This window comes from Haladaptatus salinisoli (assembly GCF_020614375.1).
Taxonomy (GTDB): domain Archaea; phylum Halobacteriota; class Halobacteria; order Halobacteriales; family Haladaptataceae; genus Haladaptatus; species Haladaptatus salinisoli.
Genome location: NZ_CP085329.1, coordinates 109,357 through 132,492, shown reverse-complemented (window position 1 = coordinate 132,492; position 23,136 = coordinate 109,357). Strand labels below are relative to the sequence as shown.

Sequence of the window (23,136 nt, the reverse complement as noted above, 5' to 3'; positions counted from 1 at the left end):
TATCCCCCACAGTTCGCGGGCGACGATGGAAAAGTCGAACCGTAGCGAGGGCGAAGAACCGTCGACGGCGGCCCCGTTCCGAGCGGGATTAGTCGATGCTCTCGGGGTCGGCACCTCCTTTGCCGTCCGCTACCACATCGCCGCCGGTGACCACGTTGCTATCGGTCCCCGAGGATCGGTCCTGGATGCGTTCGGCGAACTGCTGCGACTGCATGATTTCGTACTCGTTGCTGAGTCCCTGGTAGACCGTGAAGCACATCACGACGAGGATGAGCGCTAACGGGAAGCCGGTCGCGATCGCCGCGGTCTGGAGCGCGTTGAGACCGCCACCCCACAGCAGGAGGGCAGCGACGACGCCTTCGGTGACCGCCCAGAAGACACGCTGCGTCTTGGGTACGTCGTGCTTACCGCCGGAGGTCAGGTGGTCCACGACCAGCGACCCCGAGTCGGACGACGTAACGAAGAACGTGATGACGAGGAGCGTCGCCAGACCGCCGGAGATGGCGCCCAGCGGGAACTGCTCCAGGAGAGCGAACATCGCAACCGTCTGTCCGGCTTCGTTGTAGATGGCGAGAGCCTGACCGTTACCCCTGAGCGCGTTGAACAGCGCGCTCCCGCCGAACGTCGACAGCCAGATGGTCGAAAACAGCGACGGGAGGAACAGCACGCCGATGACGAACTCCCGGACCGTCCGACCCTTGGAGATACGCGCGATGAACATCCCGACGAACGGGGACCACGCGATCCACCAAGCCCAGTAGAACACCGTCCAGCCGGAGACGGTAGCCGAGCCGGCGCCCTGCGTGGCGGTGAAGAACGATAGCGAGAGGAAGTTACCGAAGTAGGTACCCAGACCCTGCACCCACGTGCCGAAGATGTAGACCGTCGGGCCGACGAGAATCATGAACGTCAACAGGGTAAACATCAGGTAGAGGTTCACCGTGCTCAGGCGCTTGATACCGGCGTCGAGGCCCGCGGCGACGGAGGCCGTCGCGATGGCCGTGATGACGGCGATGAGGATCATCTGCGGAACCGTCCCCGTCGGCACGTTCGCGATGCCGAGGATGTTACCGCCGACGTACGAGAGCCCGGTGTTGATCTGAGCGACCCCGAGACCGAGCGAGGTCGAGAGGCCGAACAGGGTTGCGAACACCGTTACCAGGTCGATGACGTGGCCCGGCCATCCGTAAATCCGCTCGCCGAGTAAGGGCCAGAATATCGACCGAAACGTCAGCGGCAGGCCGCGATTGAACGAGAAGAAAGCGAGGCCGAGACCGACCAATCCGTAGATAGCCCACGGATGGAACCCCCAGTGGAAGAAGGTCTGCGCTATCGCGGCCGACGCCGCTTCGCCGGTCTGGGCGCTGTAACCGAAGAACCCCGGCACGTTCCCGTAGTAGTACAGCGGTTCGGAGACGCTGTAGAACATGAGGCCGATCCCCATGCCGGCGCTGAACAGCATGGCCATCCACGAGAAGTCGCTGAACTCCTTTTCCGCATCGACGCCGCCGATCCGAATCGACCCGTACTTCCCGAGGGCGAAGTACAGAATCGTCAGCATGAAGATGTTCACGGACAGGAGGAAGAACCACCCGAAGTTCCCCTCGAAGAAGCTACGAATCGACGAGTAGACGTTGGTCGCCTCTTTACCGAGGAGCAGGGTTACGACGGTGAACAACGCGATCAACCCCAACGCGACCGGGAATATGATCGGATGGATGTCGAATCCGAATCGCTGAATGTTTCTATCGCCGGGTTCCCGGTCGGACTCGGGGTGGAACAGCTCTACCTGCAGTCCGCTCGATACTCCCTTCGCGGTCTCCTCATTTTCTGCCATACGTTACCCCTGTTACGCGGAGTAGCTGTCGTTCATTCGCCATCATGATTCTTGCCCTGTTTGACTGGGATGTTAGGCACTTTGGTACCTCGTAGCGTTCTATCGTGGATTACATCCGTTTACTTCCGTCCTGTCGTTCTGTAGCGAGTGGTGCACAGTCCCACTATCGATCAGGTCACACGGTCTCCGGTTGTGGCGTGTTACACTACCTCACTCCCGTAATCTAATCGAAAACAGATAAAACTTCGGCACGTCCCGAATGTGTACCCCTTCGTGCCGGCCGTTCTGGCGCGAAAATAGACCGCAGGCGGTTCGGTGCGCGACGACCGTCGCCGAATTTTCGACGCGGACGCGCTAGTGGTCCGTTCGAAACAGATACAGACAGATCATCTAGATATCGTGTTTGTCGCTTCGTGCGCGTCTTCGGCGGTAATCGGCCGCCGCGGGGTCGAGCCGATGAGTCGGACGGTCGAAGCCGGGAGCGGTCGCGACCTTCGACACCGCCGAGAGCGCTCCCCACGGTATCGAGGTGGGCGCGGAAAATCCCGGCGGCAGTATTTTCTTTCCCGACCGAGTCACCGTCGATATGGTAAACGTACCCGCGGCGGGGGCCGTCGTTCTCGTGCTGCTTCTGTTCGGCATCGCGCTGCTGGCGATGTCGTCGGGAGACTTCCGGGTGGCCGGCCTCTGTTTCCTGAGCGCCATGGTGGTGATATACTTCAGAGAGACGCGCCTCGTCGACACGTGACGAGGTCGGGTTCGAGCGTCGCGGTCGTTCGATGGTGGCGTAGTCACTCGACCGTACGGTGTCTCCTCTCCGCTCTGTCGCCGAACGAGTCCGCCCCTTCCAGTTATCGGACGCGTCGGAAGCCGGACGGTCTTTCGAGAAGCGCGAGTACGGTCATATGGTTTTCGTGATGTCTTCGACCGCGTAGCCGGCCGCCTCGACGGCGTCGATGATGGAGTCCGCGTGTTCCGCGCCGCTGGCTTCGACCCTGAACACGAGGTACGCTTCGCCGATCTCCAGGTCGTCGACGGACCGGTCGTGTCTGACGTCGCGGATATTCGCACCCTTGTCCGCGATGATTCCGGATATCTCCTCCATCTTTCCGGGGCGGTCGTTGATGCGAACGCGGAGTCGGAGGAGTTGCTGGCGTTCGGTCAACGCGTGAACCAGCACGGTTTGGAGTCCGGTCATGTCGAGGTTCCCGCCGCAGAGTAGCGGCATCACCGTTTCGCCCGAGACGTCGAGGTCGTCGCTCAAGATGGCGGCCACGGACGCCGCCCCAGCGCCTTCGACGACCTGCTTCGCGCGCTCCAGCAACAGGAGTATCGCCCGGGCGATTTCGGTGTCCGTGACGGTCACCACGTCGTCGACGTTTTGCCGGATGATACGCAACGTCGTCTCGGAGACGCCCCCGGTCGCGATACCGTCCGCGATGGTGTCCACCTCGTCTAACGTCACCGGCATTCCCTTGTCCAGGCTCTTGTGAACCGTCTCGGCCCCGGTCGCCTGGACGCCGACCACGCGGGTCTCCGGGGAGAGGTGCTTGATCGCCGTCGAGACGCCGCCGATGAGGCCGCCGCCGCCGATCGGCACGACGACCGTGTCGACGTTGGGATTATCGTGGTACATCTCGATTCCGAGCGTCCCCTGTCCGGCGATGATGTCCTCGTCGTCGTAGGCGTGAACGAACTCGGCGTCGGTCTCCTCGACCGTCGATTTGGCGTGGGCCATCGTCTCCTGGAAGTCCCTGCCGACGAGTTCGACGGTCGCGCCGTACTCCCGCGTCGCGTCGACCTTCGCCTGCGGGGCGTTCTCCGGCATGTAGATGGTCGAGTCCGCCCCGCACTTCGTCGCGGCGAGCGCGACTCCTTGCGCGTGATTCCCCGCGCTCGCGGCGACGAACCGGTCGACGCCGCGCTCGACGTCCTGTCGTATCTTGTTGTACGCGCCCCTGGTTTTGAACGACCCGGTCCATTGAAGGTGCTCCATCTTCAGGTACACCTCCCCGCCGACGAACTCGTCCAAGGACGAACTTCGCTCTATCGGCGTCCGTTTGACGACGGTGTCGTCGTCGAGGCGTTCGCGGGCGCACTCGATGTCCGCGTACTGTACGGGTAGTTCGTCTGAGTCGGTCGTCATAGGTCGTGGTGAATCCAGTTTGTCGGGTGGGTCGTTTCGGAGACGGTCATCGTGCGAGACGAGCGCCGGGTCGCTTACCGCAGTATCTTCTCCCGCCCGGGGTCGAACAGCGGTTCGTCGCGAACCGTCGCGTCGTAGAGTTCGCCCTCGCACCGTATCCGAACCGACGTGCCGGCCGCGGCGTATTCGCTCGGAACGTACGTGTAGGCGATGGATTCGCCGATGGAGTACCCGAAGTCGCCCGCCTGTACGTAGCCGATGGGCTCACCGTCTTTGAGGACGGGACGGCCGCTCAACACGATGTCCGTAGAGTCGTCGAGCGTGAGCGGGACGATTCGCGTATCGATTCCCTCCGCTTTGGCCGCTTCCAGCGCCTCCTTCCCGATGAACTCGGTGTCCATGTCGACGGCGAACGACAGGCCCGCCTCGAACGGGTTCGCGTCGGTGTCGATATCGGTACCCCAGAGCCGGAAGCCTTTCTCCAAGCGCATCGACTCGAGGGTGCCGCCGCCCATCGGCCGCACGTCGAGGTCACGTCCGGCGTCCCACAGCGTCTCCCAGAGACGCTGGCCGTACTCGCTCGGGGCCCACAGCTCCCAGCCGAGTTCGCCGACGTAGGAGACGCGGAGCGCGACGACGGGCACTTCGCCGACGTACATCCGCTTGGCGCTGAAGTACGGGAAGCCGTCGTCGGTGACGTCGGCGTCGGTACACCGCTGAAGTAGGAGCCGGGAGTCCGGCCCCCACAACCCGATGGTGGACTTCGCGCCCTCCTCGACGGTGACCGAAACCGTCGCCGGAGCGCGGTCTTCGAGCCAGCCGCCGTGGATACGCGGCGAGTTCCCGCCGCCGGTGGTGACCATGTATCGGTCCTCGTCGAGACGGACGACGGTGACGTCCGCGAGGATGCCGCCCCCCTCGTTCAACAGCAGCGAGTAACGGACCTGACCGACGTCGACTTCGACATCGTTGCTGCAGACCCGCTGGAGGAACTCGCCGCTGCCCTCGCCCTCGACCACGATGGAACTGAACGTGGTCATGTCGAACATCGACACTTTGTCGCGAGTGTGGAGGTGTTCGGCGCCCTCGATCGGCGAGCGGTTTATCGACCGCCAGCCGTCCTGTTCGGGAATCCGGTCCCCGTATCGCTCCACCAGGTCCGCGTTGGACTCGTACCACTGCGGCGTCTCCCAGCCGCCCGCCTGGTAGAACTCCGCGCCCAGTTCCTTCTGCTGCTGGTAGAAGGGGCTGGTGCGCAGGCCGCGGTGGTCGTCGGGCTGCCAGCGCGGTTCGACGATGCTGTAGACCTGCTCGTACCGCTTCGCCCCGCGGTCGACGAAGTAATCTTTCTCGCCGGCGTGGGGCGCGAATCGACGGACGTGGATACCGCCCGTGTCGACCGGCCCCGACGGGAGCCGCGGGACGCCGTTCTCCATCCACTCCGCGAGGATGCGACCGTAGCCGCCGGAGTGAGTCCACCAGATGGCGAGCGCGGTCCAGAGCCCGTCGACCGCCGCCGTCTCGCCGACCGCCGGCATCCCGTCCGGCGTGAAGACGAAGACGCCGTTTTCGGTGACGGCGTACTCCCGGTCCTTCGTCGCCGGGAGGAGTTCGTCGAACGCCTGTTTGGCGGACTTATCGCGGTTGGGATGGGTCGGGCGCTCCCAGTGTTTCCTCGAAAAGTCCCTGACCGACGCTTGGCGGTTTTCGCCGTTCTTCCCCATCGCCTCCGGGTCGACGGACAGCGATTCGTGGTTGTACGAACCCATGCCGAGGGCGTCCCCGTGGGTTCGGAAGTACAGCGAGTGATCCTGATCGCGACCGACCGGTCGGTGCGGCGCCTCGCTCATGTACTCCTGGATATCGCGGTTGCCCGGCACCTCGAGGCCGGTCGTGTTGTCGCCGACGGAGGTTCCGGCGTCGGCCAGTTCGTCCATCGGTTCGGTGACGACGTACTGGTGTTCGACGGGCGCTATCGGGAGGTCGATGCCGGCCAACCGTCCGGTCCGGTACCCCCAGTTGTTCGTCGCGATGACGCAGCGGTCGCACTCGATGCGGCCTTTGTCGGTGACGACCGCCCGTATCTCGCCGCCCGTCACCTCCAAGTCCGTCACCTCGACATCGCCGAAGAAGTCCGCCCGCGTGTTCTCGATGTACCACCGAAGGGCTCCGATGCCGTCGACGCGGCCGTCGGTCGGCGAGTAGTAGCCCCCGAGAATCTCGTCCTCGTTCACGAGCGGGAGGTGTTCGGTCACCTCCTCGGGCGAGAGCAACTGCGGATCAGGCAGTCCGTACGAGGTCGCCCACTCGACGCGCCGCCGGAGGAAGTCCATGCGCTCCTCGCTTCGGGCCACCTCGATGCCGCCCACTTCGTCGTACACCCCGGCGTCGGAGAACAACCGACTCGTGTAGTAGGCCGCCTTCGTCTGAATCTTCGACGGCGACGTCTGGAACACGATGCCCGGCGCGTGAACCGACGAACCGCCGGTCACCGGCAGCGGGCCTTGGTCGACGACGGTGACGTCGTCGTTGCCGAGTTCCGTGAGGTGGTACGCGACGCTACACCCGACGGCACCGGCTCCGATGATGACGGTATCCGACCGCGATGGAAGGTCCGTTGTACTCATTCTTTCGTGCTGGTGTGGAACTGTCACTATCTTAAATACACCGGTGGGAGGAGGTCGGATTCGTCGAGATTTCGCGCCAGACGGCCCATACTCCGCGATTTTCCCCATATCGAGATTCGGTCGTTCGAACGCCGAATCCGCGATCGCTCGCGGGCGCGAACCACAACGCGACAGAAGAGGAACACGAGTTGCCGACCTACCGGGAGTCGGCGACCGTTAGGACACCAGCGGTTCTTCCCGGACGGTCGCGCCGTACCGGTCACCTTCGTAGAGTATCTCGACCTCCGTTCCGGGTTCGGCGTACTCAGGGGGCAGGTACGTGTACGCGACGCAGGCCCCGACGGTGTAGCCGTACTCCGCGCTGTGGACGTACCCGATGGTCTCGTCGCCGTCGAGCACCGGCCGGTCCGCCAGCACCACCGCGTCCTCGTCGTCCAGGGTCAGGCAGGCGACTCTGTGGTCGATGTTGTCGCCTTCGGCGGCCGCGGCGACGGCCTCCTTGCCGATGAAGTCGGTGTCGAGGTCGACCGCCCAGTCGAGGCCGGCCTCGGACGGGTTGTGCTCGGTGTGGAGGTCCTCGCCCCAAAGCCGGAACCCCTTCTCGATGCGCAGCGCGTCCAGCGCGCCGTTTCCGTACGGTCGGATGTCGTACTCCTCGCCGGCCGCCAGAACGTGATTCCAGAGCGTCTCGCCGTACTCGGAGGGCGTGTACAGCTCCCAGCCGAGTTCGCCGGCGTAGGAGACGCGCAGCGCGGTGACGGGCACGTTCTTCACGAAGAACCGCTGGCTCGTGAAGAACGGGAAGGCGTCGTCCGATAGGTCGGCGGTGGCGACCTTCGAGAGCACTTTGCGGGCGTTCGGCCCGGTACAGACCATCGCGGCCAAACTGGAGGTGACGTCGTTGACGACGACGTTCTCCGGAGCGCGGTCGCGGACCCACGCGACGTGGTTGTTTCCGACCTCGCGGCCGGTCGTGAGCAGGAGGTAGCGATTCTCGTCGGTGCGCGTGACGGTGATGTCCGCGCGGACGCCGCCGCCCTCGTTGCACATCAGCGTGTACTTGACGTCGCCGACGTCGATGTCCACGTCGTTCGTACAGAGGTGCTGGACGAACCGACCGGCGTCGCTCCCGACGACCTCCATCTTGTTGAACGAGGTCATGTCGTGGAGGCCGACCTCGTTGCGGACGTGCAACGCCTCCGCCCCCTCGATGGGCGACCAGTACTTGCCCTCCCACCCGTCGCGGTCGGGGATTCGGTCGCCGTACTCGGCCAGCAGGTCGGCGTTCGACTCGAACCACTGCGGCTCCTCCCAGCCGGCCTCGGCCCACAACTCGGCGCCGTACTCCTCGTGCGTGTGGTACATCGGCGTCCGGCGGATGTCCCGCTGTTTATCGGTCCACACCCACTTCGGGTGCACGACGTTGTAGACGATGCGGTACTCCTCCCCGCCGATGTCGCGGGTGAAATCCCAGCTTCCCTCGTGGGCGTCGAACCGGTTGACGTCGGCGTGCGCGAGGTCGATGGGACCGTCGGGGAGCCGCGGGACGCCGTTCTCCATCCACTCCGCGAGGGCTTTCCCGGCACCGCCGGCGTGCGTGACCCAGATGGCCGCCGCGGTCCAAAGGCCGTCGTACTCCTCGACCGGACCCATCACGGGCAGGCCGTTCGGCGATTCGGCGAACATCCCGTTGTACTTGTATTCGAGGTCCTTGCCGGCCGTGGCGGGGATGAACTCGTCGCTTGCCTGTCGCGGGGGTTTGTCCGGTCGGTCCGGGTGCGTCGCGTTGTTCATGTGGTAGTCGGTGAACTCGTGAACCGACCCCTGCTCGCCGTCCGGGTCGTTATCGCCCAGCTCCTGCGGGTTCGGAACGATCGGCTCGTGGTTGTACGAGCCGATGCCGTAGGCGTCACCGTGCGTCCGGTAGTACATCGCGTTGTCCTGGTCGCGCAGGATGGGCCGGTCGGGTCCGACGAGCAGGCGCTTCGCCTTCTCGCCGGAGACGTTGCGGTAGTTCTCGAACAGCGGGTGGTCGCCGACGTCGACCGCGCCGTCCGCCATTTCGTCGAGCGGTTCGGTTATCGTGTACTGGTGCTCGACGGGAGCGACCGGCAGGTGAACCCCGAGTTTCTCGCCGAGTTGTCGGGCCCAGATGTTCGTCGCGATGACGACCTCGTCGCACTCGATGGTGCCGTTCTCCGTGACGACCGCCCGCACCGAGTCGTTCTCGACCTCGACGTCCTCGGTGCGGGTGTGCGGGACGAACTCGGCACCGCGCTCCATCGCCTCCCGAGCGAGCGCGTCGCAGGCGACGACGCCGGAGACCTGTCCGTCGGTCGGCGAGTAGTAGCCCCCGAGAATCACGTCCTCGCTCACGAGCGGGAGGTGCTCGGTCACCTCCTCGGGCGAGAGGAGTCGGGGCGCTTCGATGCCCCACGCTTTCCCCCACTCGACGCGACGTTGGAGGAAGTCCATGCGCTCCTCGCTTCGGGCCACCTCGATGCCGCCGACCTCGTTGTAGGCCCGCTCGCCGTCTTTCCCCTCGAGCGAGGAGTACAGCTCCCGGCTGTAGTTCGCGAACTTGGTGAGTATCTTCGAGTCGGCGGTTTGGAACATGATGCCGGGTGCGTGAGACGAGGACCCACCGGTGGTCGGCATCGGCCCCTGGTCGACCACCACGACGTCGTCTCGGCCGAGCGCTGTCAGGTGATACGCGATGTTGCAGCCGACGATGCCGGCACCGACGATGACGGTGTCGGCCCGGGTCGGCAAGCTGTCGGTCGTATCCATGAGTCTGATTCACAAGTGGCCGCGGTGCGCAAATATAGTTATCGTCCGGAGGAGTTACGTCCCTCCGAATGTTCGAAACGTGTCACTTCGAGTTTCCGTCGTGTGGCGAGGCGCTCGCTTCGGCGAACGGGGCGCGGTTCGACGGTTTCGGGGGTGGCGAAATCGCGCCGTCGAGCCCTGCGAAAGCGTCGTTGATGCGATTTCCGCCGCTCGCCACTTGAATACGTTTTCAGCGACACCCACAGACAAAAGTACCTCCGCCGTCATCTCTGCGTAAGATATGTCCCTCGGACTGCGTACCGACACGGAACGGGAGGGCGTCGAGGAACTCCTGACGGGCGCACGGTACGAACTGATGCCGTTCGACAGTTTCGACGACGAAGTAACCCACCTGCCCGACGACGCGAGCGTCGCCATCACCACGTCGCCCCAACTCGGCATCGAGCGGACGGTCGAGCGCGCGGAACAGGCGGCCGAGCGGGGGTTCGACGTCGTTCCCCACATCGCCGCGCGCTACGTCACCGACCGGGAACACCTCGAAGACATCGCGCGACGGCTCACCGTCGCCGGCGTCACGGATATCTTCGTGCCGGGCGGCGACCGCGACGAACCCGCCGGGGAGTTCGAGTCGGCCCACGACCTGCTCTCGACGCTCGACGAGACGGAGTACTCCTTCGACGAGGTCGGTATCACCGGCTATCCGGAGGGGCACGCCTTCCTCGACGAGAAGACGCTGACGGATTCGATGGCCGAGAAAGAACCGTACGCGACCTACATCGTCACCCAGCTCTGTTACGACCCGGAGACCGTCATCGAGTGGATCGAGACGATCCGCGACCGGAACGTCGACCTCCCCGTCGAAATCGGCATTCCGGGCGTGATGAAGTATCAGCGTCTGATCGACATCTCCCAGAAGGTCGGCGTCGGCGACTCGATCAAGTTCCTCAGCAAGACGACCGGCATCCTCGGGTTCGTCCGCCAACTCGTCACCTCGCGGGGGAAGTACAAGCCGAACGAACTCGTCGACGGACTCGCGCCGTACGTCGACGACGAGGCGTACGGAATTCGCGGAATCCACGTCTACACCTTCAACCAGACGGCCGACACCGAATCGTGGCGGCGCGCGCGAATCCGGGAGTAGTCGCAGGCACGACGAGCGGTGGACGAGCGACGGTCGCGGTAGACCGCCTCACCTGCGATTGCGAACAGCGGTAGGCCTGTCATACTGTGGTACCGTGGAACACAGATGGTCGGTCGTCCGTCATCTTCCGTCGAAGGATAAATTATTCCGTTCCGAGCCCGGTACGTTACTCATGACGTACGATACCGTCCGCGAAACGGACGCGACCGTCGCCGAGTTCCTGGAAGCCGAACGCGCCCGACAGGAGGGCACGCTGGCGATGATCGCGAGCGAGAACCACGTCTCGGAAGCGGTCATGGAGGCCCAGAGTTCGGAGCTGACCAACAACTACGCCGAAGGATACCCCGGCGAGCGCTACTACGGCGGCTGTGAGTACGCCGACGAAATCGAACGGGTGGCCATCGACCGCGCCGAGGAACTGTGGGGAGCCGACCACGTCAACGTCCAACCCCACTCGGGTTCGCAGGCGAACATGGGGGTGTATCTGGCGATTCTGGAACCGGGCGACAAGATTCTGTCCCTGGACTTGACCCACGGCGGCCACCTCTCGCACGGTCACCCTGCGAACTTCGCAGGGCAGGTCTACGACGTCGAACAGTACGAAATCGATCCCGAAACGGGCTACGTCGACTACGAGGGGTTGCGCGAGACGGCCGAGAGATTCGACCCGGACGTCATCGTCTCCGGGTACTCCGCGTATCCCCGGGAGGTCGACTTCGAGCGCGTTCAGGCGGCCGCGGACGCCGTCGACGCCTACCACGTGGCCGACATCGCGCACGTCACCGGGCTGGTCGCCGCGGGCGTTCACGAGTCGCCCGTGGGCGTGGCGGACTTCGTCACCGGGTCGACGCACAAGACCATCCGCGCCGGTCGCGGCGGTATCATCATGTGCGGCGAAGAGCACGCCGACGCCGTCGACAGCGCGGTGTTCCCCGGTGCGCAGGGCGGGCCGGCGATGCACAACATCGCGGGGAAAGCGGTCGGGTTCGGCGAGGCCCTCGACCCCGCGTTCGACGAGTACGCGGAGCGGACCGTCGCCAACGCGAAGGCGCTCGGCCGCCGTCTTCGGGAACGCGGCCTCGACCTCGTCTCCGGCGGCACGGACAACCACCTCGTGCTGGTGGACCTCAGGCCGTCCCATCCCGACACGACGGGAAAGGAGGTCGAATCGGCGCTGGAGAACGCCGGCATCGTCTTGAACGCGAACACTGTTCCGGGCGAGACGCGTTCGCCGTTCAATCCCTCGGGGATTCGCGCCGGTACGCCCGCGCTCACGACCCGCGGCTTCGATGAGGCGGCGTGCCGCGAAGTCGCCGACCTCATCTACGAAGTCGTCGACGCCCCCCACGACGAGGCCGTCGTCGCCGACGTCAGCGCCCGGGTCGACGAACTCGCGGACGAGTACCCGCTCTACGACTGACGGATCCGTCCGGAGTACCGCTCCCGTCGCGCTATTTTCGCTGCGTTTCGGCGGGTCGAGCGTCGATCCTCGTATGCGTTCGGCCCGACGGTGAGGCGGATTCGGCTACCGGACCCTCGAATCGCCGCTCCGGTACGACGTCGAAAAGAGATACCGCGGGCGACTCCGCGTGACCGCTCAGTCGTCGTTGGCTTCCGCTTCTTTCCTGGCGTTCAGCTTGGCCTGTTCGCGGGCGCTCGGGTTGACCGACTCCTTGAACGGAACCCTCGCCACCGTGGCGTACACCGGTTCGCCCTCCTCCTCGGCGTACTCGTCCGGCAGGTGCACCTCGAACTCGATGTCGAGGTCGGCCTCGTAGATTTCGTCGTCGAGCGGGACGTCGGCCTCAGACTGGAGTTTGTCCGCCGGTACGAAACCGAGCCCGATGTTCGTCTCCAGGTCGGGGTTCCACCACGGCGACGTCATGTAACCGCACTCCTCGCCCGACTCGGGGTCGGAGATTATCCAGAAGTCGGGGGCGTAATCCCGAATCGGCTCGCCGGCCATCTTCAGGCCGACCAGCTTGTGGTTGAACGGGTACTCGCCGTCCTCTATCAACTCCTTCTGGCGTTCGAGTGCCTCCTTGCCGATGTAGTCGGCGTCCTTGTCGTCCGGCACCTGATAGCCGAGGTTGACCTGGAACGGGGACGTTTCGTGGTCCATGTCCTGGCCCCACGAGAGGATGCCCGCCGCGATTCGACGGTGGTGTCCGGGCGCGATCTGCATCCCGCCGTGAGCCTTGACGGTCTCCATGACCGGGTCCCAGACGCGCTCGGCGTTTTCCATCGCGTCTTTCACGTAGATTTCGAACCCCTTCTCGCCGGAGAAGCCCGTCTGGCTCACCAGCACCGGACAGCCGTTGATTTCGGCGCCCATGAGGCCGTAGTACGGGATTTCGCTGACCTCCTCGCCGACGACGTCTATCATCACGTCCTCGGACAGCGGGCCCTGTATCTGCATCGGTGCGACGTCGATTTCGTCTATCTCGACGTCGAAGTCCTTCCCGACGTTGACGCCCTGCAACCACTGCATGAGCGTGGAGTCGGAGAGGGAGAACCAGAACTCGTCCTCCGCGACCCGCAACAGGACCGGGTCGTTCAGGATTCCGCCGTCCTCGTTACAGAGGATGGCGTACTTCCCGCGCATCGGTTCGATTTCGGTCGCGTCCCGGGTGATGACGTAGTTGGTGAGCGCCTCCGCGTCCGGTCCCTTCACGCGAATCTGGCGCTCGACGGCGACGTCCCAAAGCGTCACCTTCTCGGTTAGCGCCTCGTACTCGGCCATCGCGCCGCCGTCCTCCGGTTCGACGAGGCCGCGAGGGTGGTAGATTCGGTTGTACACCGTACACCGCCAAGCGCCCTCCTCGTTGAAGGATTTGTCGAAGAAAGGCGATTTACGAACGCGCGTGGAGACCAACATCTCGATGCCGGGGTCGCCAGTCTGACGCAGGTTCCTCGGTAGTACGCGATCCGACTGGTCGACACCAGGGTGATTTGGATGTTCGCTGCTCTCTGGCATACCTGTGGATTAGGTTTACAGAAAGTAATAAAAGACGGTGTTAATAACTCCTGCCGTTTATATGGTAGCGCGTAAGGAGTCGAAAACGCGGCGCGAGTTCGACCGGCGGGCGACGGTCGGGAAGGCCGGACCGTCGAACCGGTCGGCGAGAAGGCGCAAAACCACGGGAGTCCCGCCCGAACCGACCGTGAGAATTCGATTACGAGTCGTTCGCTGCGGCGACCGTCCGAACCACCGCCGCGTTCTCCGCGACGTCGTGCACCCGGACCACGTCGGCCCCTCGTTCGGCCGCCAGAGCCGTCACCGCTAGCGTCGGGGGGAGTCGCTCCCCGCCCCGGCAGCCGACTCGCTCGAACATGGACTTCCGGGAGTGTCCGACCATCACGGGACAGCCGAGCGCCCGGAACTCCGAGAGGCGGTCGACCAGTTCGAACGACTCGGCCGCGTCCTTGCCGAATCCGCACCCCGGGTCGACGACGATTCGCTCTCGGTCGACGCCCGCCCGCTCCGCGAGCAGGATTCGTTCGGAGAGGTCGCGGAGGACGTCCTCGACCACGTCGTCGTACGGCCCGGTCCGGTCGGGGTCGACGGGGGCCGACAGGCTGTGCATGAGGACTAGCGACGCGTCGTGGTCTGCGACGACGAACCGCATCTCCGGGTCGGAAAGTCCGGAGACGTCGTTGACGATGTCGGCCCCGGCGTCGAGCGCGGCCTCCGCGACGGCGGCCTTCCGCGTGTCGACCGAGACGGGGACGCCGAGCGACGATATCGATTCGATAACGGGGACGACGCGGTCGACCTCCTCGCCGACGGGAACCGGCTCGGCACCCGGCCGCGTGCTCTCCCCGCCGACGTCCACGATGTCCGCACCGGCGGCGACCATCCGTTCGGCGCGCTCGACCGCCGCGTCGAGTCGGTCGTACTCGCCGCCGTCGTGGAAACTGTCCGGCGTGACGTTCAGAATCCCCATCACGGCCGTCCGCTCCGCGTCGAAGGGGGCGTCCGGCGACGGTCCGTCGAGGGCGGTCCCGAACTGCCGCGCGAGGTGTCGCAATCCGAGGCCGTCGGTTTGGATGGCGTCGGCCAGTTCGCGGAACTCCGTAACCGTCCCCGAGAGGACCGTCTCGACGAGCTTTCCGGGCGCGCCGGCGTCGGAGCGCACGCACGTGCCGCCGACGGCCTCGAAACGTCGGCCGACGCGTTCGGCCTGGTCGCGCCGTAAGGAAGTCGCGAGAACTCGATGGTCGATATCGTCGGCGGTCGCCTCGGGGACCCCCGGCCGCGAACGCACGGTATCTTCGTTCGTTCGCCGGGGTCCTTTCGGGACGACCAGCCGCGTCCACCGGTCCCGCGCTTCCGCGACGGCGTACAGCGAGCCGGTGACGAGCACGAAGTCGGTTTCGTCCGCCGCGGCGAGCGCTCGCTCCGCGGCTTCCGGCACGGACTCGACCCGATGGACCCTCTCCGCCCGCCCGCCGAAGGCGTCCGCCAGCGCGTCGACGTCCTCCGCGCGCTCGACGTCGGGGCGCGTGACGAACGCGGTATCGACGGCCGGAAGTTCCGCGACCATCCCCTCGTAATCCTTGTCCGCCATCGCGGCGAAGACGACGTGCAGGTCGTCGTAGTCGTAGCGTCCGAGCAGGTCGCCCAGTTTCGCGGCGGCACCCGGGTTGTGGGAACCGTCGAGCACGACCATCGGTTCGGTGGAGACGATTTCGAACCGGCCCGGCCAGGTCGCCTTCCGCAGACCGTCGGCCATCGTGGAGGCGTCGACCCCGGCGACCTGTCGGGCGAGGACAGCGGCGACGCCTGCGTTCGTCGCTTGGTACTGGCCGAGCAGCGAAAGGTTGGTTTCCAGCGTCCACTCGGACGCCGTAACGGAGACGCTACTCTCGACGTGGGACCGCATCCCGTTCTCGACCGCGATGACGTCCGCGTCCGCCGCGCCGACCGTGATGGCGTCCGTCTCCGACCGGATGGCCTCCAACGCCGCCCCGTCCGCCCCCGTGACGAGCGGTCTGCCGGTCGGAGCGACCTGCGCCTTGTCGCGCGCGATTTCTTCCACCGTGTCTCCGAGCAGGTCGGTGTGTTCCAGGCTCACGCTCGTGACCGCACTCGCGACCGGGTCGACCGCGCTGGTCGCGTCGTAGCGCCCCCCGATACCGACCTCCAGAATGCCGACGTCGACGCCCTCGACGCCGAAGTGGTGGACGGCGAGCGCGGTGAGGACCTCGAAGTGCGTCGGCATGTCGTCGTCCGCCCGAAGTCGCTCGAGGCAGGGACGGATGCGCTCGACGTACTCCGCGACCCGCTCTTTCGGGACGGGTCGACCGCCGACGCGAATCTGTTCGCGAAAGTCGTTCAAACACGGGGACGTAAACACCCCGACCTCCAGGCCGGCGGTCCGTAGCACGCTCTCCAGCAGACACGTCGTGCTTCCTTTGCCGTTGGAACCGGCGACCTGCACGAAGTCGACGTCGGCCTGCGGATGTCCGAAGTGAGAGAGCATCCGGGCCGTCGTCTCCGTCCCGAACTCGGGACGGCGCCGCTGCAGGGACGTCAGAAAGTCGGCCGCTTCGTGATACTCCATGGTACATATCCACAGGGGCGACCTGATTAACTTACCGACGAGTTCGGCGGTGAGTTCGACGACGGTTGCGACCGAATCCTCCCGAGAGGCGGTCTCGGTGCCGATTCGTCGGGCGTCGAGTACCGCCGCGAAACCCTCGACCGGTCGGCGAAACCGCTCGGCCGGACCGGGTGCGGTCGCACGTCGAACCTCTATACATTATCGTGACTACACGATGTGCGACGCGGCGCGTCGCGTCGGCGACCGCAAACATATCGTATCCCGCTTTTATCAGATATGACAATATTCTTACGGTGATGCGATAAACCTCCGGGTAAGATGCCAGTATCCGACGAGAGCCACGAGCCGATTCCGACGGACTACAGGATAGCGCAGTCGACCGAGATGGAGCCCATCTGGGAGCTGGTCGAACCGTGGGGACTGGGCCTCGACGACCTGCAGTACTTCGGCGAGTACACGGCGAAGGTCAAACACCACGCCATCGACCGCCTCCGCGAACGGGCGGAGAGCAAGGACCGGAACCTCGTGCTCGTAACGGGGATGACGCCGACCCCGAAGGGCGAAGGGAAGACCGTCACGACGGTCGGACTGGGTCAGACGCTGAATCACCTCGGCGAGGACGCGATGATCGCCATCCGCGAACCGTCGCTCGGGCCGGTGTTCGGCGTCAAGGGCGGCGCGGCCGGCGGCGGCCACTCGCAGGTGCTGCCGATGGAGGACATCAACCTCCACTTCACCGGCGACCTGCACGCGCTCACGTCGGCGCACAACCTCATCGCGGCGATGCTCGACGCAAAAATATCGCAGGGGGACGAGTTGAACATCAACGTCAACGACGTCTCCTGGAAACGCGCGCTCGACATGAACGACCGCGTGCTTCGGGAGACGGTGATCGGTCTCGGCGGGGAAACCGGCGGGACGCCGCGCGAGGACGGATTCCTCCTCACCGCGGCGTCAGAGCTGATGGCCGTCCTCTGCTTGGCCACCGACCTCGCCGACCTCAAAGAGCGGGTCGCTCGCATCATCGTCGCCTACGACGAGGACGGCGAGCCGATTACGGTCGACGACATCGACGCGACCGGAGCCGTCACGATGCTGCTCCAGGACGCGATGAAACCCAACATCGTTCAGACCATCGAAGGAACGCCGGCGTTCGTCCACGGCGGACCGTTCGCGAACATCGCCCACGGGACGAACTCGCTCATCGCGGACAAGGCCGCGTTCGGGATGGGCGACTACCTCGTCACCGAGGCCGGTTTCGGCTCCGACCTCGGGGCGGAGAAGTTCATGGACATCGTCTGCCGACTGGGCGATATGACCCCGAACGCGGTCGTGCTCGTCGCCTCCGTTCGCGCGCTCAAATACCACGGGCTGGACATGTGGCCGGTCGACTACGACGAAATCGACGCGGCCGGCGTCGACGCCGTCGAGGGTGGCTTCGAGAACCTCGACAAGCACGTCTCGAACCTCCAGAAGTTCGGCGTTCCGGTCGTCGTCGCCGTCAACAGGTTCCCCGACGACACCGACGAGGAGGTTCGGGTTATCCTCGACCACTGTCGGGACGACCTCGGCGTGAACGCCGCCGAGTCGACCGTCTTCGCCGACGGCAGCGAGGGCGGCGTCGAACTCGCGGAGCACGTGATCGAGGAAACCGAAGCGACCGACGGCGACGAGTTCGCGCCCCTGTACGAGGATGAAGACTCCATCAAGGAGAAGATTCGCACGGTCGCGACCGAGGTGTACGGTGCCGACGGCGTGAAGTACACCGGCGGGGCCGAGGACGACATCGAGCGGATGGAGGAACTCGGGTTCGGCGACTTCCCGGTCTGCCTCTCCAAAACGTTCCACTCGCTGAGCGACGACGCGACGAAGAAGGGCGCTCCGGAGGGCTGGGAACTCGAGGTGCGCGAGATTTATCCGTCGGCCGGTGCCGGTTTCCTCGTCGCGCTCACGGGCGACGTGTTGACGCTGCCGGGCCTCCCGAGTGACCCCGCCGCCGCCGACATGGACATCGACGCGGACGGCGATATCACCGGCCTGTTCTGAGAGCCGAACGACGCCGCTCCACTCTCGCTTTCTCCGGTACCCGGTACCGTCCCGTCGGGCGTCGAAGCGGGGCGACCGACCGTTTCGACCGGTTCGTCAGTCGTCGCCGGTGAGACCGCTCCCGCCGACGTCCGGGGTGCGGAGGACCGCCTCGTCCGTCTCCGGGCCGAGCGCCTCGACGCGGACGCTGGACACCTTGTACTCTGGGATGCCGGCCTGCGGGTCGAAGGTACTCTGCGTGAGTTTGTTCACCGCCCCCGCGGCGAAGTGCATCGGGATGAACAGCGTGTTCGGCCCGACGCGCTCGGTGACCTCGGCCTTGACGACGATGGACCCGCGGCGAGATTCGACGCGGACGTACTCGCCGTCGGAGACGCCGAGCCGGGTCGCCGTCTGGGGATTGATCTCGACGAAGCTCTCGCCGACGTGGCTCATCAGCCCCTCCACGCGCCGAGTGATTTGGCCGGTGTGCCAGTGGTAGAGCACGCGACCGCTCGTCAGCGTGTACGGGTACTCCTCGTCCGGGAGCTCTCCGGGGTGACCGCCGTCGGCGGGGACGAACCGCGCTTTCCCGTCCTCGAAGTTGAAGTTCCCGTCCTCGTAGTCGTAGAGGTACGGCGTGCCCGGGTGGTCCTCGTCCCAACACGGCCACTGCAAACCGTGCTTCTCGCCCTCCTCCAAGCGGTCGTAGGTGACGCCGCCGTAGATGGGCGCGAGCGATCGTATCTCGTCCATTATCTCGCGGGGGTGGTCGTAGTCCCAGCCGTAGCCGAGGCGATTGGCCAGCGCCCGGGTTATCTCCCAATCCTGTCGGGCCTCGCCCGGCGGCTCCGCGCTCGGTCGGACCCGCTGGATGCGGCGCTCGGTGTTGGTGAACGTCCCGTGTTTCTCCGGCGACGTCGCCGCGGGAAGGACGACGTCGGCGTGTTCGGCCGTCTCCGTCAGGAAGATGTCCTGCACGACGAGGAAGTCGATTTCCTCGAGCCCTTCCGCCGCGTGTTCGATGTCGGGTTCGGAGAGCGCTGGGTTCTCGCCGACGACGTACATCCCGCGGAGGTTCCCCTCGTGTATCTCGTCGAACATCTCCGGCACCGTGAGGCCGGGCTCCTCCGGCGGCCGCTCGCCCCACGCTTCGGCGAACTTCTCGCCGACCTCGTCGTCCGCCGGGTCCTGATACCCGGGAAGGCTCCCGGGCAGCGTTCCCATGTCTCCGCCGCCGCCCTGCACGTTGTTCTGACCGCGGAACGGGGAGAGACCGGCCCCCTCCTTGCCGACCTGTCCGAGCGTCAGCGCGAGGTCGGCCATCGCGATGAGGTTCTCGGTGCCGTGACTGGACTGGGTCATCCCCATCGCCCACCCGAACACGACGGTCTCGGCCGCCGCGAGCGTCTCGGCGGCCGCGGCCAGTTCCGCCGGCGGGACGCCCGCCAACTCCTCGACTCGCTCCGGGGTGAACGCCCGAACCTTCCGCTCGACCTCCTCGAAGCCGGTGGTGTTGCGCTCGATGAACTCCTCGTCGTGGAGGTCGTTCTCGACGAGGTACCGAATCATCCCGTTGAGCCAGACGACGTCGTAGCCCGGCTTCGTCCGCGTGTACTGGTCCGCGTGCTCGGCGATGTCGACCTTTCGGGGGTCGAACACGACGAGGTCGGCTCCGTCGCGGACGTTCTGCTTGATTCTCGTCGCCAGCACGGGATGGGACTCGGTCGTGTTCGACCCGCTGATGAGGTAGGCGTCGGCCCGACCGATGTCCTCGTTGATGCGGTTCGTCATCGCGCCGTAGCCCACCGTCTGTTGGAGCGCCGCCACCGTCGAGGAGTGACAGAGGCGGGCGCAGTTGTCGATGTTCTTGGTCCCGAGCACCTGTCGGGCGAACTTCTGGACGAGGTACGCCTCCTCGTTCGTGCCCTTCGAGGACGCGAGGCAACCGACCGCGTCGACGCCGTGGCTCTCCTGAATTTCGGCGAGGCGTTCCGCCGCGCGGTCCAGCGCCTCGCTCCAACTCGTCGGTTCCAGTTCCCCCGCCTCGTTGCGAACGAGCGGTTTCGTGAGCCGCTTTCCGCTGTTCGCGAACTCGTGGCCGAACTTCCCCTTCACGCAGGTCGAGAAGTCGTTCGCCGGGGCGTCGTCCGGGTCGTCGACCGGAACGACCCCGAGCGTCCGGCCGTCCTTCCCCCACATCTCGAAGCGACATCCGACGGCGCAGAATCCGCACGTCGTCTCCGCTCTCTCTATCGAGCCCAGTCGGTAGTCGCCGACCGTGCTGGCGATGTCGAACAGGTAGCGCTCGGGGAGCGCGTTCGCCGCGATACCCTCGGCCGCGTGTTCGCCCGCCAGCATCGCTTTCCGACCGAGTTCGCCGCCCCGGCGCTTCACCCGGTCCATGAACCGGGCGAGACCGGTTCTCTCGTCGCGGTCGCTTCGTGCGGGTTCGTTCGCCCCGAACGACCGGTTCGGCGCGGTCGCGTCGTCTATCGTCTCGGCGTCTTCGTGCTCGATGACCTCCCCGACGGAGTTCCGCTGGGTGAATCCCGGGAGCGGAATCGTCCCGACCCCGTCGATACCCTTCTCGGTCAGCGCGCCGGTCGGACAGACCGTCGCGCAGTGGCCGCAGGAGACGCAGTCGGAGTCGTGCATCGTCTCGGCGTCGGACTGGAAGCCGATTCGGGTGTCCTCGCCGTGCCCTTCGATTCGGAGGACGCCTTCCACCTGAACGTCGTTGCACGCGTCGACGCACCGACTGCAGAGGATGCACTTGTTGCGGTCGATCTGGATGAACGACGAGGAGTCGTCGATCGGCTCGTACCGGTCGCGCTCGTCGAAGACGCCGTAGCGCGGGTGGTCGACGCCCTCGCTGATGGCGGCGTCCTGCAGTTCGCAGCGACCGTTGCCGTTGCAGGTCGTACAGCGGAGGTTGTGGTTCGAGAGCACGAGGTCGAGGTTGACGCTGCGGCACTCCTCGGCGTCCGGCGAGTCCGTCCGGACGCCGAGGCCGTCCTCGGCCGGGAACGAACAGGCCGGGACGATGCCGTGGGAGTCCGTCTCGACCATGCAGGTTCGACACTCGCTCCGGGGGCCGATTCGGTCGCTACAATCGCCCTCGCGGTCGTAGTGGCAGAGCGCCGGGACGTCGGCGTCGTCGACGCCGTCCGGACCCGACGCGACCGTCACGTTCTCGTCGCCGACGAGGTTCATCGCGTCGATGACGGTCGACCCCGGCGGAACGGTCACCGGTTCGCCGTTGACCGTGACCGTCGTTGGCTCGTCGCCGTCCGTGCCGACGGCGGGGTCGGTCGCGGTGCCCGTCTCGAACTCGGCCGTGACCGGCGTGCTCGGTCGCGGGTCGGCGAGGTCGGGAACGCGCGGAAGCGGATCCTCGGAACTCATCGGTCCCCCGTACACGCGCCGGCGCGACAGCGGCCGTCGGTGTGCGCGCGAAACTCCGGTTCGAACTCGTCGATGGCGGTCGTCACGGGTCGGGGCGCGTGCGCCCCGATTTGACAGTTACTCGACCGGCGCATCACTCGACCCAGTTCCCGAATCTCGTCGGTTTCGAGCGACCCTCGGTAGACGTCGCGCAGGAGTTCGACGAGCTGTTTCGTTCCCTCGCGGCCGGGAACGCAGCGACCGCTGTTCTCCGTCGCGGCGAACTTCGCGCGCTCGCCGGCGGTCGCGACCGCGCACCGTTTTTCGTCCAGCAGTTCGACGACGCCGTCGGTGCCGAGACCGGCGGCGTGCAGGGACCGCGCGGTCGGCGCGACGTCGAGGGTACGGGTGACGCCGCCGAGGACACCGCCGACGCAGGCCATCTTGAACGAGCCCGTCATCTCGACGGCGTCCAGCGTCGTTTCGAGACTGTCACCCGGCGCCAGTTCGACGGTCGCGGGACTCGCCACGTCGCCGCCGACGGTGACCAGTCTCGTTCCGGGGTCGGCGGCGTCCGCGTCGAACGCGTCCGGTTCCCGGAGGGCGCGCCGAACCTGGGCGAACGTCCGAGGCGTGTGAATCACCGTCGGGCGACCGTAGAGTCCGTGTTCGGCGGGCGAAGGCGGCTGCACACGCGGCTCGATGCGGTCCGCGCCTTCCAGCGCTTCGAGCGCGGCGGTCGGCTCGCCGGCGCGGTACTCGTCGGGGCCGGTCACCAACTGCGGAACGATCGGTAGCTCCGCGGCGGCCGCGTCGACCGCCTCGCGGAGGATTCGATGCAGTTCGACGTCCGTCTCGTTCAGGTAGAGAACGGCGTCTTCCGCGCCGACGTACTCCGCGACGGCCGCCATCCCGTCGAGAACCGCCATGGGTGCACCGGCGAGCAACGTCGCGTCGGCCCGCGGCGTATCGCTGGCCTCGTTCGCGTTGGCGACGACGACCGGGTCCCCGTCCGTCCTCCGAGCCGTCTCCCATACGTCGGTCACCGGCGCGTCCGCGGCGGCGTCGCCGCGCCCGCGTCCGAGGAGTCCCACGTCGGCTACCGCTTCGGCCGTCCGTTCGGTCGCGACGAGGGGTCGTTCCGTCGGGTTCGACGGGTCGACCCACCCGCACGGGCCGAGCACCGACCGCCGACCGACCGAGAGCGGTCCGGCGTCCGGAACCGGTAGCGACGCGATATCCGGGTCGTGGTCCGCGACGGTGTCCGCGCCGTCCGTCGGAACCGACCCGGCTTCCAGCGCGTCGACCAGTTCCTCGATTACCGGCGGTCTCGGATTCGAGAAAAACGCCGTCCGTCCCGCGCTGCTCGCCATGACGAGCGGGTCGCTCTCCGCGATACCGGTCGGCCCCGTCCGAATCACCGGTACCCGGTCGGCCGCGCCCCGCGCCGCGGCGAGGACTCGCTCGCAGTCGTCCGTTGCTGCCGCGGTCGCGACGCGTACGACGGGCGAGCGACCGACGGCACCTGTCCCTCCTGTCATCGCTTGGAACGTGGAGCCGAGGGGATAAAAAATTCCGTACTCGTTCGAGGCCGACGGTACGCCCGCCGCGCGACC

At 66.1% G+C, this 23,136-nt stretch carries 12 protein-coding genes; 4 read left to right on the top strand and 8 right to left on the bottom strand.

From position 1 onward, the window contains the following. Nucleotides 1-88 precede the first annotated feature (88 nt). Entirely contained in the window at nt 89-1,837 is a 1,749-nt protein-coding gene (locus LIX00_RS18620) for a BCCT family transporter (RefSeq protein ID WP_227356509.1), read from the bottom strand. 586 nt (nt 1,838-2,423) lie between these two features. On the opposite strand from LIX00_RS18620, the gene LIX00_RS18615 reads away from it, so the two are divergent. Continuing rightward, nucleotides 2,424-2,585, top strand: coding sequence for a hypothetical protein (locus LIX00_RS18615; RefSeq protein ID WP_227356508.1), 162 nt, complete (start codon nt 2,424-2,426; stop codon nt 2,583-2,585). 153 nt (nt 2,586-2,738) lie between these two features. Here the strand turns inward: LIX00_RS18615 and ilvA are convergent, their stop codons facing one another. The 3 genes from ilvA to LIX00_RS18600 all read right to left on the bottom strand — a co-directional run bounded on the left by ilvA (nt 2,739) and on the right by LIX00_RS18600 (nt 9,400). Then, nucleotides 2,739-3,983, bottom strand: coding sequence for a threonine ammonia-lyase (gene ilvA / locus LIX00_RS18610; protein ID WP_227356507.1), 1,245 nt, complete (start codon nt 3,981-3,983; stop codon nt 2,739-2,741). A gap of 74 nt (nt 3,984-4,057) precedes the next feature. Then, nucleotides 4,058-6,610, bottom strand: a complete 2,553-nt coding sequence (locus LIX00_RS18605; protein ID WP_227356506.1) for a GcvT family protein — start codon at nt 6,608-6,610, stop codon at nt 4,058-4,060. 216 nt (nt 6,611-6,826) lie between these two features. Continuing rightward, nucleotides 6,827-9,400 carry a GcvT family protein gene (locus LIX00_RS18600; protein WP_227356505.1) on the bottom strand — a complete coding sequence of 858 codons (2,574 nt, stop codon included), beginning with the start codon at nt 9,398-9,400 and terminating at the stop codon, nt 6,827-6,829. A 280-nt stretch (nt 9,401-9,680) separates the two neighbouring features. Between LIX00_RS18600 and LIX00_RS18595 the strand changes: the two genes are divergently transcribed. Both LIX00_RS18595 and glyA read left to right on the top strand, forming a co-directional pair. After that, a complete protein-coding gene (locus LIX00_RS18595) occupies nt 9,681-10,541 on the top strand; it encodes a methylenetetrahydrofolate reductase (protein ID WP_227356504.1) in 861 nt (286 codons plus the stop codon). 172 nt (nt 10,542-10,713) lie between these two features. Then, nucleotides 10,714-11,961, top strand: coding sequence for a serine hydroxymethyltransferase (glyA, locus tag LIX00_RS18590; protein WP_227356503.1), 1,248 nt, complete (start codon nt 10,714-10,716; stop codon nt 11,959-11,961). 177 nt (nt 11,962-12,138) lie between these two features. Here glyA and LIX00_RS18585 read toward each other — a convergent pair whose 3' ends face one another. Continuing rightward, complete coding sequence (locus LIX00_RS18585) at nt 12,139-13,518, bottom strand: aminomethyltransferase family protein (RefSeq protein WP_227356502.1); 1,380 nt, start codon at nt 13,516-13,518, stop codon at nt 12,139-12,141. Between the two features lie 199 nt (nt 13,519-13,717). Then, nucleotides 13,718-16,108, bottom strand: coding sequence for a dihydropteroate synthase (gene folP / locus LIX00_RS18580; RefSeq protein ID WP_227356501.1), 2,391 nt, complete (start codon nt 16,106-16,108; stop codon nt 13,718-13,720). Between the two features lie 318 nt (nt 16,109-16,426). Here folP and LIX00_RS18575 point away from each other — a divergent pair, with 318 nt between their 5' ends. After that, nucleotides 16,427-18,154 (top strand): formate--tetrahydrofolate ligase, encoded by a 1,728-nt coding sequence (locus LIX00_RS18575; protein ID WP_227356500.1) that lies wholly within the window; start codon nt 16,427-16,429, stop codon nt 18,152-18,154. A gap of 96 nt (nt 18,155-18,250) precedes the next feature. Here LIX00_RS18575 and fdhF read toward each other — a convergent pair whose 3' ends face one another. Continuing rightward, nucleotides 18,251-21,541: a formate dehydrogenase subunit alpha gene (fdhF, locus tag LIX00_RS18570; protein WP_227356499.1), complete on the bottom strand. Its 3,291-nt coding sequence runs from the start codon at nt 21,539-21,541 to the stop codon at nt 18,251-18,253. Then, nucleotides 21,538-23,061 carry an NADH-ubiquinone oxidoreductase-F iron-sulfur binding region domain-containing protein gene (locus LIX00_RS18565; RefSeq protein WP_227356498.1) on the bottom strand — a complete coding sequence of 508 codons (1,524 nt, stop codon included), beginning with the start codon at nt 23,059-23,061 and terminating at the stop codon, nt 21,538-21,540. The genes fdhF and LIX00_RS18565 overlap by 4 nt, the downstream gene beginning before the upstream one ends. Between the last annotated feature and the right edge of the window lie 75 nt (nt 23,062-23,136).